The sequence below is a fragment of the Serratia sp. SM04 genome (assembly GCF_040280225.1).
Classification (GTDB): Bacteria; Pseudomonadota; Gammaproteobacteria; order Enterobacterales; family Enterobacteriaceae; genus Serratia; species Serratia sarumanii.
This window is the reverse complement of sequence record NZ_JBEOQT010000004.1, coordinates 133,857-147,761: the sequence shown is the minus strand read 5'-3', so window position 1 is coordinate 147,761 and position 13,905 is coordinate 133,857. Positions and strand designations below refer to the sequence as shown.

Sequence of the window (13,905 nt, the reverse complement as noted above, 5' to 3'; positions counted from 1 at the left end):
CCCGTTCTGTTGTCATTGCCGAGAGTATAAGGGCTTCCCTCGCCAGCGGGTGCGTCGGGCATAAAAAAAGGTGGCCTGAGCCACCTTTTTACTGCGGGATCTGCCGGAATTACAGCAGGTCGGCGATCATTTTTTCCAGTTTGCCCTGGTCTACGGCGAACTTGCGGATGCCGTCGGTCAGTTTCTCAACCGCCATCGGATCCTGGTTGTGCTGCCAGTAGAACTCAGGTTCGGTCAGTGCGGCAGGACGCGCCTTCACTTCACCGGTGTAAGACAGTTTGCGCTCCAGCGCGCCTTCGCTCTCCGCCAGCTCTTTCAGCAGCGCAGGGGCGATGGTCAGACGGTCACAGCCGGCCAGTTCGATGATTTCGCCGACGTTACGGAAGCTGGCGCCCATCACCACGGTGTTGTAACCGTGCTGTTTGTAGTACTGGTAAATCTCGGTCACGGAGATCACGCCCGGATCTTCATGCGGGGCGAACTCTTTCTTGTCGCCGTTGGCTTTGTACCAGTCGAGGATACGGCCGACGAACGGCGAGATCAGGTAAACGCCGGCTTCGGCACAGGCGCGAGCCTGAGCGAAGGAGAACAGCAGCGTCAGGTTACAGTTGATGCCTTCTTTCTCCAGCTGCTCCGCCGCACGGATGCCCTGCCAGGTCGAGGCCAGTTTGATCAGAATGCGATCGTTGCTGATGCCGGCTTCGTTGTACAGCTTGATCAGGCGCTTGGCCTTGGCCACGCTGGCATCGGTGTCGTAAGACAGACGTGCATCCACTTCGGTGGAGATGCGGCCCGGAACCAGTTTGAGGATCTCCAGACCGATATTGACCGCCAGCTTGTCGGCGGCGTCGGCGATCTGCTGCTCGCGATCGCTGCTCTGGCCGCGCGCCCAGGCGATGGCTTCGTCAATCAGTTTACGGTATTCAGGAATTTGGGCTGCATTGAGGATCAGCGAAGGGTTGGTTGTGGCGTCCTGCGGTTGATACAGCTTCATTGCCGCGATATCACCCGTATCTGCAACCACCGTGGTCAGCTGGCGCAGGGAAGTTAATTTGTCGGTCATGTTGGCATTATCTCATCGTTTGTGCATGAACTTTTGGCATTGTTCAACCATGCCCTGCCCTGATAATAACATGCGCCAAGCCCGGTGCAAGGCTGGAAAACCGCGGCGCGCAGGCATCTGTTTTATCCTTGGGCGAGCAACCGTTTACGCCGATATCTTTCGCCATTACCGAGCGGATGGAAAGGCAATAACGTGCTATTGTCCGAATAAATTATGTTAAATTCGAAAAAATTGATGCAATTCGTCCGCTAATCTGCGAAAAATCTTAATCGACTGACGCCGGACAGATTCCAGCTAAGCTCTTGTAAAAAATAGGCCAATGTTTTTCACCTGCGGTGGATGCTGCAAGGTGCGCACTAAATTTCGATAAAAGGAGGGATCCCTTGACGGACCTGATGAATTTTATAAACAACATTTTGTGGGGGTCGGTGCTGATTTATCTGCTGCTCGGCACCGGCATCTACTTCACGTTGCGCACCCGCTTTATCCAGCTCCGCCACTTCAGCCACATGTTCTCGGTGTTGAAAAACAGCAATAAGAGCGACAGCGCCGGCATCTCCTCTTTCCAGGCGCTGTGCACCACGCTGGCGGCGCGCGTCGGCACCGGCAACCTGACCGGCGTCGCCATCGCCCTGACCGCCGGCGGCCCCGGCGCCATCTTCTGGATGTGGGTGGTGGCGTTTATCGGCATGGCCACCTCCTTTGTGGAAAGCTCGCTGGCGCAGCTCTACAAAACCAAAGACGATAACGGCAACTACCGCGGCGGCCCGGCCTACTACATGGAAAAGGGTCTCGGCATGCGCTGGATGGGCGTGCTGTTCTCCATCTTCCTGATCATCGCGTTCGGCCTGGTGTTCAACGCCGTGCAGGCCAACTCCATCGCGCAGGCCTCCGCCGTCGCCTTCCATTTGCAGCCGCTGCACGTCGGCATCGGCCTGGTGCTGCTGAGCGGCGTGGTGATCTTCGGCGGCATCCGCTCCATCGCCAAAGTGGCCGAGCTGGTGGTGCCGCTGATGGCCGGCGCCTACCTGTTGCTGGCCCTCTGGGTGATTGGCCATAACATCGAACACATGCCGGCGATCCTGACGCTGATCTTCAAAAGCGCCTTCGGCCTGCAGGAAGCCGCGGCCGGCGCCGTCGGTTACGGCATCTCCCAGGCGATGACCCAGGGCGTGCAGCGCGGCCTGTTCTCCAACGAAGCCGGCATGGGCTCGGCGCCCAACGCGGCGGCGTCCGCTTCACCTTATCCGCCGCATCCGGCCTCACAGGGCTATGTGCAAATGCTCGGGGTGTTTATCGATACCATCGTCATCTGCAGCGCCACCGCGGCGATCATCCTCTCCTCCGGCATTCTCGATCAGCCGACCGACAGCATCAGCGGCATCGATCTGACCCAGCGCGCGCTGTCGACCGCCGTCGGCAGCTGGGGGGCGCCGTTCGTCGCCATCGCCATTTTCTTCTTCGCCTTCACCTCGATCATCGCCAACTACGCCTATGCCGAGAGCAACCTGGTGTTCCTCGAGCACAACCATCCGGGCGGCCTGCTGATTTTCCGCTGCGTGGCGTTGGGCATGGTGATGTTCGGCGCGCTGGCGGAGCTGCCGCTGGTGTGGAAAATGGCGGATACCTCCATGGCGCTGATGGCCATCACCAACCTGACGGCAATCCTGCTGCTGTCACGGGTGGCGCTTAAGCTGGCCGACGACTACCATCGCCAACGCCGTCTGGGCAAGCTGCCGACCTTCGACGCCAACCGTTATCCGGAGCTGAAGTCGCAGCTGGAGCCGGGCGTGTGGGACGACCAAAAGCCGCCGCGCTGAGTTTTCCGGGGCGCGTGCGGTGCGCGCCCCTGCCTATTGGACCGATTGCCCCTTTTTCCCGCGCTTTTTGCTACAGTATCCGCACTTGGATAAACAGGATCTGGCCATGCTCGTTATTATTTCCCCTGCAAAAACTCTCGATTACGACAGCCCGCTGGCAACAGAACGCTTCACACAGCCCGAAATGCTGGACAAGTCGAAACAGCTGATCAAAATTTGCCGCGAGCTGACGCCGGCGCAAATCGCCAGCCTGATGAGCATCAGCGACAAGCTGGCCGGGCTGAACGCCGCGCGCTTTAGCGAGTGGCAGCCGAAATTTACCCCGGACAACGCCCGTCAGGCGCTGCTGGCGTTCAAGGGCGACGTTTACACCGGCCTGCAGGCGCAGGATTTCAGCGAAGCCGATTTCGACTTCGCCCAGCAGCATCTGCGCATGCTGTCCGGCCTGTATGGCGTGCTGCGCCCGCTCGATCTGATGATGCCGTACCGGCTGGAGATGGGCATCAAGCTGGAAAACCCGAAAGGCAAAGACCTATACAGCTTCTGGGGCGATAAAATCACCCAAAAACTCAACGAAGCGCTGGAGCAGCAGGGCGACGACGTGGTGGTCAACCTGGCGTCCGACGAGTATTTCAAGGCGGTGAAGCCGGCCAAACTGCACGGCGCGCTGATCAAACCGGTGTTCCTCGACGAGAAGAACGGCAAGTTCAAGGTCATCAGCTTCTACGCCAAGAAAGCGCGCGGGTTGATGAGTCGCTTTATCATCAAGAACCGCCTGACGCGCAGCGAGCAGCTGGTGGACTTCAACCTGGAAGGCTACGCCTTCGACGAAGCCGCCTCGCAGGGCAATGAACTGGTGTTCAAACGCCCGGAGCAGGCATAAAAAAAGCCGTCGCAAGACGGCTTTTCGCATTCTAGCCTGCCGAACTTCAGGCCGGCAGCGCCATCAGGAATTTGCGCAGTTCGGCAAAGCCGGCCGGCAGCGTGTGCGACAGCAGCGGCAGATCGGCCCGCAGCGCCAGCGCTTTCGGCAACGGCAGCTCCTGGCCGAGGATCGCTTCCACGCTCTCTTTAAACTTGGCCGGGTGCGCCGTGCCGAGGAACAGACCGAACTCCCCTTCCTGCAGCCTATCGCGCAGCGCGCGATAGGCAATGGCCGCGTGCGGTTCTGAGATATAACCCAGCTCGGCCAGTTCACGCATCGTTTCCTTAGTGGTCTCATCACTGACCGCCGCGTGGCCCAGCTCTTTCAGCTGCCAGACCTTACGACGGAACAGCTCTTCCACGCGCGGCCAGTTGTTCGGCTGGCTGACGTCCATGGCGTTGGACAGCGTCGCGACCGTGGCGTGCGGCTGCCACTGGCCACTGGTCAGGAAGCGCGGCACGGTGTCGTTGGCGTTGGTGGCGGCAATAAAGCGCTTCACCGGCAGGCCCAGCGACTTGGCCAGCAGCCCGGCGGTCAGATCGCCGAAGTTGCCGCTCGGCACCGAAATCACCAGCTGATTGCGTGCTTCCTGCGGCAGCTGCGCCACCGCTTCGAAGTAGTAGCAGATCTGCGCCAGCAAGCGGCTGATGTTGATCGAGTTGGCCGAGTTCAGGTGCAGCGCGTCCTTCAATTCCTGATCGTCGAACGCCTGCTTCACCAGCGCCTGGCAAGCATCGAAGTCGCCGTCGATCGCTACGGTGTGAATGTTGCCGCCCAGAGTACAGAACAGCTTCTCCTGCAGCGGACTGATTTTGCCCTGCGGATAGAGGATCACCACCCGGACGTTTTTCAGGCCGTAGAAGGCGTGCGCCACGGCGGCGCCGGTGTCGCCGGAGGTGGCGGTCAAAATGGTCACCGGCTGATCGCCGGCCACTTCCGCCAGCATCTGCGCCATAAAGCGGCCGCCGAAGTCTTTGAACGCCAGCGTCGGGCCGTGGAACAGCTCCAGGCAGGAGACGTCTTCGGTCACTTTCGCCACCGGCGCCGGGAACTCAAAAGCGGCCTGCACGCGCTTCTTCAGCGCCGCTTCCGGTACCTCTTCGCCGATAAAGGCCGACAGAATACGGCTGCTGCGGGTGACAAAGTCCTGCTCCAGCAGTTGGTCTATCTCGGTCAGTTCGAACTCCGGCAGCTCCAGCGGGAAGAACAGCCCCTGCTGCTTGCCCAGGCCTTGTTTGATCGCCTGCGCGAAGCTGACCTGCTCGTTGTGATCCTTAAGGTTGTACAGTTTCATGCGTTATCCCAGTAGTCGAGCGCCTGCGGTATCCAGACGGCAAATATGAACAAAACCTTCGTCGTTTTGCAGATAGTGTTGTTGCAGCCAGGCGGCCATGCGCTGCGCGGTGGCGCCGTCGTTGCAGACGGCGAACAGCGTCGGGCCGGAGCCGGAGATGCCGCAGGCCAGCGCGCCGATCTCCTGCGCCGCCTTGCGCGCTTCGGCGAAGCCCGGCAGCAGCCGGGTGCGGTACGGTTCGGCGATCACGTCCTGCATCAATTTGGCGGCCAGCTGCGGCTGCCGGGTGTGGCAGGCATGGATAAAGCCGGCCAGATAGCGGCCGTGGCTGATGCAATCCTGGCGACGGTATTGCGCGGGTAAAATGGCGCGCGCTTCGGCGGTGGAGACCTTGATGCCCGGATAGGCCATGACCCACAGCCAATCGTCGAAGCACGGCACCTCCTGGCTGATGATGCCTTCTTCTTCCAGCATCAGCTGCAGGCCGCCAAGGTAGCATGGCGCCACGTTATCGTAATGCACGCTGCCGGAAATGCGGCCTTCCAGCTCGCCCATCAGGCCGAGCAGCGTCGTCTCATCCAGCGGCCGATCGCAGAATTCGTTCATCGCCATCAGCCCGGCCACCACCGAACAGGCGCTGGAGCCCAGCCCCGATCCGATCGGCATGTTCTTTTCCAACCGCATCGCCACCGGCACTTCGCGGCCGATCTCCTGGCAGAAGCGCTCCCAGCATTGATAAACGATGTTCTCTTTCGGCTCGGCCGGCAGCTTGCTGACGAAGCGCCCGGCATTCTGCAAACTGAACGTCTCGGCGGCTTCTACGCTGACGCAGTCGCCCAGCAGCGTGCCGTCGATCGGCGAAACCGCCGCGCCCAGCACATCGAAACCGACGCTGACGTTACCGATCGAGGCCGGTGCATACACCTTAACCATATTAAACTCCCAACTTCCATGACAGTGTGCGCAGCAGATCGGCGAACACGCCCGCTGCGGTCACATCGTTACCGGCGCCGTAGCCGCGCAGCACCAGCGGCAGCGGCTGATAGTAGCGGCTGTAGAAGGCCAGCGCGTTCTCGCCGTTCTTCACTTTATACAACGGATCGTTGCCGTCCACCGCCTCGATGCGCACCTTGCAGCGGCCTTCGTCGATCAGGCCGACATAGCGCAGCACCTTGCCTTGCTCGGCGGCGTTGGCCACGTTGCGCGCGAACTCTTTATCCAGCTCCGGCAGGCGCGCCAGGAAATGCTCCACGTCGCCCGACGCGTCGAAGGACGGCGGCAGCACCGACTCGACCTCGATATCGCTCAGCTCCAGCTTGTAACCGGCCTCGCGCGCCAGGATCAGCAGCTTGCGCGCCACGTCCATACCGGACAGATCGTCGCGCGGATCCGGCTCGGTGTAGCCGTTGGCCCGGGCCTGCAGGGTCGCCGCCGACAGCGACAGCCCTTCATCCAGCTTGCCGAAGATAAAGGACAGCGAGCCGGACAGGATGCCGGAGAAGCGTACCAGCTCATCGCCGGCGTTCAGCAGGTTTTGCAGGTTCTCAATCACCGGCAAACCGGCGCCGACGTTGGTGTCGTAGAGAAACTTGCGGTGCGAACCGGCGGCCGCCGCGCGCAGTTGCTGATAATAGTTCATCGACGAGGTGTTGGCCTTTTTGTTCGGCGTCACCACGTGGAAACCGTCCGCCAGGAAGTCCACATACTGATCGGCCACCGCCTGGCTGGAAGTGCAGTCGACGATCACCGGGTTCAGCAGGTGATACTCCTTCACCAGCCGGATCAGGCGGCCGAGATTGAACGGCTCCTGCGCGCCGGCCAGTTCGTCGCGCCAGCTGTCCAGCGCGATACCGTGCACGTTGGTCAGCATCACGCGCGAGTTGGCGATGCCGCACACCCGCAGGTCGATATGCTTTTGCTTCAGCCACGGCTGCTGGCGGTAAATCTGTTCGATCAGCGCTCCGCCGACGCCGCCGACGCCGATGACGAACACTTCGATCACCTGATCGGTGTTGAACAGCATCTGGTGACTGACGCGCACGCCGGTGGTGGCGGATTCATTGCTGACCACCACCGAGATTGAACGCTCGGAAGAGCCCTGGGCGATGGCGACGATATTGATGTTGGCGCGCGCCAGCGCGGAGAAGAAGCGCGCGGAGATGCCGCGCAGGGTGCGCATGCCGTCGCCGACTACCGAGATGATCGCCAGGCGTTCCATCACGTCCAGCGGATCCAGCACGCCGTCTTTCAACTCCAGATAGAACTCCTCCTCCAGCGCGCGGCGCGCGCGCAGCAGTTCGCCCTGCGGCACGCAGAAGCTGATGCTGTATTCGGAAGAGGATTGGGTGATCAGCACCACCGAAATGCCGGCGCGCGACATCACGGCGAACACTCGCGCGGCCATGCCGACCATGCCTTTCATGCCCGGGCCGGAGACGTTGATCATCGCCATGTTGTTCAGGTTGGTGATGCCTTTCACCGGCATCCCGTCATCGGTGCTGTCTTTGCCGATCAGCGTGCCGGGGGCCTGCGGGTTGGAGGTGTTTTTAATCAGGCAAGGGATTTGGAATTGGGCAATCGGCGTGATGGTACGAGGGTGCAGCACTTTGGCGCCGAAATAAGAGAGTTCCATCGCCTCCTGATACGACATCGACTTCAGCAGCCTGGCGTCCGGCACGGTGCGCGGATCGCAGGTATACACGCCGTCGACGTCGGTCCAGATCTCGCAGCAGTCGGCGCGCAGGCAGGCGGCCAGCACGGCGGCGGAATAGTCGGAGCCGTTGCGGCCCAGCACCACCAGCTCGCCCTTGTCGTTACCGGCGGTGAAACCAGCCATCAGCACGATGTGGTCAGCCGGGATCGCCGCCGCGGCGATGCGCAGCGTGGACTCGGCGATGTCCACGGTGGACTCCAGGTAGTGGCCCTGCGCCAGCAGTTTCTCCACCGGGTTGATCACCGTGACCGGGTAGCCCTTGGCGCGGAACACCCCTTCCATGATGGCGATGGAGAGCTTTTCGCCGCGGCAGATGATCGCCGCGTTTACGCTGTCCGGGCACTGCCCCAGCAGCGAAACGCCGTGCAGCACCTGTTTGAGCTGCGCGAACTCCTGATCGACCACGCCTTTCAAGCGATCGTATTCAAAGCCCGGCAGCGCCTGCGCCAGGCCGCTCAGCAGATCGGCAAAGATCCGCTCGGCGTCGCTGATATTCGGCAGAATGTCCTGGCCCGCCACCGTTTTGTCGATCATCGCCACCAGATGGTTGGTGATCTTTGCAGGGGCGGACAAGACCGTGGCTACCTGTCCCTGACGCGCATTACTCTCCATGATGTCGGCAACGCGCAGAAAACGTTCTGCATTCGCCACCGAGGTTCCGCCAAATTTCAGCACTCGCATGTGTGATCTCTCCGAATTTAAGCCGAAAAAAAAGCCCGCACTGATTAGGTGCGGGCTTTTTTCTGTGTTTCCTGTGCGCGTCAGCCCGCCCCGTTACCTGTGGTATCGGTGGTGGTAATAATTGTGGTTTTCAGGCTGATGTTGCGCATGTTGTCTGTCTGTCTCATGAAATACTCTGTCCCCTCTATTGGTTAAAGCAATCGCTATCCCAAGTCAAACTATTTCTTTTTTTTGCTTATTTTCCGTTCAGCGGCGGTAATGCGCGATGCAACAGGTGAAAAGCAAAACGACAGAACAAAAAAACAACTTAAAGCCGATTTACCAGTGGATCACGCTGGGTAACCGTCTGATGGAGCCGCTATCACTTGGCGAGTTTTTTTTCGATGTCGTGCAGCAGCGTATGCAACATCGCCGTATCTCGCTGTTGCAGCGCGCCGAGCCGCTGGTGCAGCCAGTCGCGCAATTTTTGGTCATCGCCGACATCCAATGCGTTCAACAAGGCATCGGCGCGGCGGCGCAGCGCCTTGAGCTGCCCTTCCGACGCCGCCGTTTCCTGCGGCGTGCTGACGCCCATCAGGCTCGCCAGCTGGTAGCAGTAAACCATCACCGCCTGGCCCAGGTTAAGCGACGGATAATCCGCCTGCATCGGCACGCCGGTCAGCAAATCCGCCAGCGCCAGCTCTTCGTTGGTCAGGCCGGAATCTTCGCGGCCGAACACCAGCGCGGCCTGGCCGACCCACTGCTTGCGCTCGCTCAGCTGTTCCAGCAGCTCGGGCGGCGTGCAGTAATAGTGAAAACGCGCGCGGCTGCGGGCGGTGGTGGCGACGGTGAAATCCACGTCCGCCAGCGCCAGTTCCAGCGTGGCGAACGTTTGCACGCCGTCGAGGATCTCGCCGGCTCCGTGCGCCACCCAGCGCGCCGCCGGCTGCAGGTGCGCCTCGCTGTCGACGATGCGCAACGACGTGAAGCCCATGGTTTTCATCGCGCGCGCCGCCGCGCCGACATTTTCCGGCCGCGCCGGAGCCACTAAAACAATATGAAGCTGCATCACTCTTCCACCGAAGGCAGGCCTGCGCTTTTGACGATGGCGCAGCACCCGCTTATATTTACAATTGCGTAACAATAAACGCGTTAATAGCAACAAACAAGATTAAACGGCTCGTTGAGCTAATAAACCCGTCGTAATAGTCATTATTCGTGCTTATGTTTTACTGCATTTATTTATCAATGAGTTAAAACAAAGCGATGATCAATAAACGAATAATTGTATCCTATCGGGCCGGATAATGCTGAATCGTTCACAGAATTTGAGGTTCTGTGACTTAAACTGGCATTTCTGTAAGTGTTTTTCACAAATCTGTTAACGTGCTACAATTGAATTTGATATATGTCAACAAAGCGTAGTTTTGTTGGGTGATGAATTCGGCACGCGCTGTTATATTGCTGTTAATGGGGTTAGGATATGCGCCAATTTGGCACCCCAGGGGTTGTAGGGAACAGCATCCCCACCAGGCTAGCGATCTTGTTGACATGAGATGGAAAGTGCATCAAGAACGAGTTTACGTACTTTAGTCATTTGCTGAGAGGGAACGTGGCGCTATCTCTGCCCTCCTCTAAGAAAACAAAGACTTCTGTACTTCCTATTTTCTATTTTGTTGGCAATTTTAGGTAGCAAATATGCAGACCCCGCACATTCTGATTGTCGAAGACGAGTTAGTCACTCGTAACACCCTGAAGAGCATTTTCGAGGCGGAAGGCTACATTGTTCATGAAGCCAATGATGGTGCAGAGATGCACAATATCCTGTCTGAAAATGATATCAATCTGGTCATCATGGACATCAACCTGCCAGGCAAAAACGGCCTGCTGTTGGCGCGCGAACTGCGTGAACAGGCCAGCGTCGCCTTGATGTTCCTGACCGGTCGCGATAACGAAGTGGACAAAATCCTCGGCCTGGAAATCGGCGCCGACGATTACATCACCAAGCCGTTCAACCCGCGTGAGCTGACCATCCGCGCGCGCAACCTGCTGTCGCGCACCATGAACCTGGGCAGCCTCGGCGAAGAGCGCCGCCTGGTCGAGAGCTACAAGTTCAACGGTTGGGAGCTGGACATCAACAGCCGCTCGCTGATCAGCCCGGCCGGCGAACAGTACAAGCTGCCGCGCAGCGAATTCCGCGCCATGCTGCACTTCTGCGAAAACCCGGGCAAGATCCAGTCCCGCGGCGAACTGCTGAAGAAAATGACCGGCCGCGAGCTGAAGCCGCATGACCGCACCGTGGACGTCACCATCCGTCGCATTCGCAAACACTTCGAATCGACGCCGGACACGCCGGAAATCATCGCCACCATTCACGGCGAAGGCTACCGCTTCTGCGGCGATCTGGAAGAGTAATTCCGGCCTGCCGTCATGAAAACGGGGTTCAGCATGCTGAACCCCGTTTTTTTATTTCGTCTCAGCCCACGGCATGATCGGCACCGCGCTCAGCGCGTTCTTCGGCGAACCGTCGATCACCTTGTCGGAGTAGCTCAGGTAAATCAGCGAATTGCGCTTGGCGTCGTAGAAGCGCACCACCTGCAGCTTCTTGAACACCAGCGAGGTGCGTTTCTGGAATACCACCTCACCTTCCGACTTGCCGTTTTTGATCTTGTCGCTCAGCTCGATAGGCCCCACCTGCTGGCAGGAAATGGCCGCGTCGGCGGTGTCTTCCGCCAGCCCCAGGCCGCCTTTGATGCCGCCGGTTTTGGCGCGGCTGATATAACAAGTTACATTTTTAACATCCGGATCGTCGAATGCTTCCACCACGATTTTGTGGTCCGGCCCCAACAATTTAAACACGGTATCAACGGAGCCCACCTGCTCCGCCTGCGCGCTGCCAACGGTTGCGCAAACCAAACCGAATAAAAATATCCAGCCTTTTTTCATTTACTTAACTCCGATATAACCTTGCCGCAAAAATAGGTTCGGCGATCGCCATTATTTATGTCTAAGCTCACGGAATCGGTTTTTTACGGGTCCGCACCGTCCGTTTTAGCACAGAGCGTGACAAAAATCTTTGAGAGTCGCGGAGTAAAAAAATTGCTATGATGCGGCGTCGTTATTTCTTTGCGCCCACTACGGTGTACCCCAATCCAACTCTGGCGCGGCAAGCGCAGCAGAGGCAAAGAGTGCAACGCATAATGGCTCATGGATCGGTCTGATAGCGCAGCACCAGCGTGACGAATCAACAGTTCGGGTTCCTACCCCCAAGCTTTACGAGGAAGATCTATGGATCAAGCCGGTATCATTCGTGATCTGCTTAGCTGGCTGGAAAGCCATTTGGACCAACCCTTGTCGCTGGATAACGTGGCGGCCAAGGCCGGCTATTCCAAATGGCACCTGCAACGGATGTTCAAAGATATTACCGGTAACGCCATCGGTGCTTACATCCGGGCAAGGAGGCTGTCCAAAGCCGCCGTCGCGCTGCGTTTGACCAGCCGGCCGATTTTGGATATCGCCCTGCAGTATCGCTTCGACTCGCAGCAGACCTTCACCCGCGCCTTCAAAAAACAGTTTGCGCAAACGCCGGCGCTGTACCGCCGCGCCGAGGACTGGAACGCATTCGGCATCTGCCCGCCGATCCGTCTGGGGGCTTTCACCCTGCCGCAGCCGGAATTCGTCTCGCTGCCGGACAAGCGCCTGGTCGGCCTGACCCAAAGCTACTCCTGTACGCTGGAACAGATCACCACCGTGCGCACCGAGCTGCGCTCGCAGTTCTGGCGCCAGTTCCTCGGTGACGTCGAAACCCTGCCGCCGGTACTGTACGGGCTGCACCACTCGCGGCCGAGCCAGGAGAAGGACGACGAACAGGAAGTGCTGTACACCACGGCGCTGGAGCCGGATCAGGTGCCTGACAAGGCGCAGGAAGGCCAGCCGCTGGTGTTGCCGGGCGGTGAGTTTGCGATGTTCAGCTACGAAGGGCCCACTGAGGGCCTGCAAGACTTTATTCTGACGGTCTACGGCACCTGCCTGCCGGCGCTCCAACTGACGCGCCGCAAAGGGCACGACATCGAACGCTTCTACCCGAAAGGCGAGCGCCGTCCGCATCAGGCACCTATCGAGATCAAGTGCGATTACCTGATCCCGATTCGGCGTTAACGCTGCAGTTCGTCCAACGCGGGCATGTCCAGATGCGTGACATCGCCCGCCGTCTCCACGATCCAGCCGGAAGCCAGCCACGGGCTCTGCTGGTGATCGACGCGCGACAGTGAACAGTTGCGCAAGCGCAAACGGCGTTCCGCATAGGCCGGTAACCCCAGCACCGTACTGATCAAACACCCCAACGCGATGCCATGGCTGACGAGCAGCGGCTTGCTGCCTTCCGGCAGCATCAGGCAACTCTCCAGCGCGGCGCGCATGCGCTCGCCCAGCTCCTCCATGGATTCGCCTTGAGGGATACGGCCGTCAGGAGTACCATCGACCATCTGTTTGCGCCACTGCTCTTCCTGCGGCGTCAAACTGTCGATCAGGCGTTCTTCCAGAACCCCCATGTGCAGCTCACGCAAACGCGGATCGCCTATCACTTCGCAGCCACAGGCTTCGGCGATGATCTGCGCGGTGCGGCGCGTGCGCCCCAGATCGCTGGTAATGATGTGCGTAATGCCTTCCTTACTGACGCGCCTGGCGACCAGACGGGCCTGGTGTTCACCCATGGCGGTTAACGGGCTGTCGGACTGACCCTGGATGCGGCGAGCCGCGTTCCATTCCGTTTCGCCATGGCGAACGAGGTATACCTGTAACATTTTTGTTTTCCGTTATACTGCGTGAAATTTGCGTTTATCCCCGGCCCGGCGGCGCTTTTGCCGCTGCCCGGCGTATCGGCCAGAAGGATATCAAACCCGTTATGTACCATGTTGTCGCTGCAACTACCAACCCGGCAAAGATCAAGGCTATTCAACTGGCCTTCGATGACGTCTTTGGCGCGAACCAATACCGCATTGAATCCGTTGACGTCGCCAGCGGCGTCTCGCTGCAGCCGATAGGCAACCACGAAACCCGCACCGGCTCGCGTCAACGCGTCATGGAAGCGCGCCAGGTCAGGCCCGAGGCCGATTTTTGGGTCGGCGTGGAAGCCGGGATTGAAGAGAATATGACCTTCGCCTGGATGACCATCGAGAACCCGCACATCCGCGGCGAATCCCGCTCGGCGAGCCTGATGCTGCCGGAAGTCATCTTACAAGGTATTCGCGCCGGTCGCGAATTGGGCAGCGAAATGGCGGCGATCACCGGCAATGCCGAGGTGAAGCGCCAGGGCGGCGCCATCGGCGTCTTCACCGACGGCCGGCTGAGCCGCACCAGCGTTTACCACCAGGCGCTGCTGCTGGCGCTGGTGCCGTTTCACAACGCCATCTATCAGCAATAGCACCGAGC

Annotated in this window: 13 protein-coding genes and 1 other annotated feature; of the genes, 5 read left to right on the top strand and 8 right to left on the bottom strand. The window is 59.5% G+C overall.

What is annotated here, in order from left to right; translation table 11 throughout:
- Positions 1–109: 109 nt before the first annotated feature.
- Entirely contained in the window at positions 110–1,063 is a 954-nt protein-coding gene (gene tal, locus ABTW55_RS08235; protein ID WP_033637049.1) for a transaldolase, read from the bottom strand.
- A 383-nt stretch (positions 1,064–1,446) separates the two neighbouring features.
- On the opposite strand from tal, the gene ABTW55_RS08230 reads away from it, so the two are divergent.
- Positions 1,447–2,883, top strand: a complete 1,437-nt coding sequence (locus ABTW55_RS08230) for a sodium:alanine symporter family protein (RefSeq protein ID WP_033637048.1) — start codon at positions 1,447–1,449, stop codon at positions 2,881–2,883.
- Positions 2,884–2,989: 106 nt separating this feature from the next.
- On the top strand, positions 2,990–3,766 hold the full coding sequence (yaaA, locus tag ABTW55_RS08225; protein ID WP_060422497.1) for a peroxide stress protein YaaA: 777 nt from the start codon (positions 2,990–2,992) through the stop codon (positions 3,764–3,766).
- 46 nt (positions 3,767–3,812) lie between these two features.
- Here yaaA and thrC read toward each other — a convergent pair whose 3' ends face one another.
- From thrC to ABTW55_RS08200, 5 genes are all read right to left on the bottom strand, one after another.
- A complete protein-coding gene (gene thrC / locus ABTW55_RS08220; RefSeq protein WP_033652890.1) occupies positions 3,813–5,102 on the bottom strand; it encodes a threonine synthase in 1,290 nt (429 codons plus the stop codon).
- 3 nt (positions 5,103–5,105) lie between these two features.
- A complete protein-coding gene (gene thrB, locus ABTW55_RS08215) occupies positions 5,106–6,035 on the bottom strand; it encodes a homoserine kinase (RefSeq protein ID WP_049213070.1) in 930 nt (309 codons plus the stop codon).
- A gap of 1 nt (position 6,036) precedes the next feature.
- A complete protein-coding gene (gene thrA, locus ABTW55_RS08210) occupies positions 6,037–8,496 on the bottom strand; it encodes a bifunctional aspartate kinase/homoserine dehydrogenase I (protein ID WP_060422500.1) in 2,460 nt (819 codons plus the stop codon).
- A gap of 24 nt (positions 8,497–8,520) precedes the next feature.
- Positions 8,521–8,638: a sequence feature (Thr leader region), on the bottom strand.
- Positions 8,577–8,645 (bottom strand): thr operon leader peptide, encoded by a 69-nt coding sequence (gene thrL, locus ABTW55_RS08205; protein WP_086581142.1) that lies wholly within the window; start codon positions 8,643–8,645, stop codon positions 8,577–8,579. Its footprint overlaps the feature before it by 62 nt.
- A gap of 212 nt (positions 8,646–8,857) precedes the next feature.
- The gene (locus ABTW55_RS08200) at positions 8,858–9,544 is read right to left on the bottom strand and encodes a tRNA/rRNA methyltransferase (RefSeq protein ID WP_033652888.1); all 687 of its coding nucleotides are present in this window, start codon (positions 9,542–9,544) and stop codon (positions 8,858–8,860) included.
- A 629-nt stretch (positions 9,545–10,173) separates the two neighbouring features.
- Between ABTW55_RS08200 and arcA the strand changes: the two genes are divergently transcribed.
- Positions 10,174–10,890 carry a two-component system response regulator ArcA gene (gene arcA, locus ABTW55_RS08195; RefSeq protein WP_004933003.1) on the top strand — a complete coding sequence of 239 codons (717 nt, stop codon included), beginning with the start codon at positions 10,174–10,176 and terminating at the stop codon, positions 10,888–10,890.
- A 51-nt stretch (positions 10,891–10,941) separates the two neighbouring features.
- Here the strand turns inward: arcA and creA are convergent, their stop codons facing one another.
- Positions 10,942–11,421 carry a protein CreA gene (creA, locus tag ABTW55_RS08190; protein ID WP_033637043.1) on the bottom strand — a complete coding sequence of 160 codons (480 nt, stop codon included), beginning with the start codon at positions 11,419–11,421 and terminating at the stop codon, positions 10,942–10,944.
- Between the two features lie 342 nt (positions 11,422–11,763).
- Between creA and robA the strand changes: the two genes are divergently transcribed.
- The gene (gene robA, locus ABTW55_RS08185; RefSeq protein ID WP_033637041.1) at positions 11,764–12,633 is read left to right on the top strand and encodes an MDR efflux pump AcrAB transcriptional activator RobA; all 870 of its coding nucleotides are present in this window, start codon (positions 11,764–11,766) and stop codon (positions 12,631–12,633) included.
- Here the strand turns inward: robA and gpmB are convergent.
- Positions 12,630–13,277 carry a 2,3-diphosphoglycerate-dependent phosphoglycerate mutase GpmB gene (gene gpmB / locus ABTW55_RS08180; RefSeq protein ID WP_025305227.1) on the bottom strand — a complete coding sequence of 216 codons (648 nt, stop codon included), beginning with the start codon at positions 13,275–13,277 and terminating at the stop codon, positions 12,630–12,632. The two genes, robA and gpmB, sit on opposite strands and share 4 nt — an antisense overlap.
- Before the next feature lie 101 nt (positions 13,278–13,378).
- Here gpmB and yjjX point away from each other — a divergent pair, with 101 nt between their 5' ends.
- Positions 13,379–13,897: an inosine/xanthosine triphosphatase gene (gene yjjX, locus ABTW55_RS08175; RefSeq protein ID WP_033637040.1), complete on the top strand. Its 519-nt coding sequence runs from the start codon at positions 13,379–13,381 to the stop codon at positions 13,895–13,897.
- Positions 13,898–13,905 lie beyond the last annotated feature (8 nt).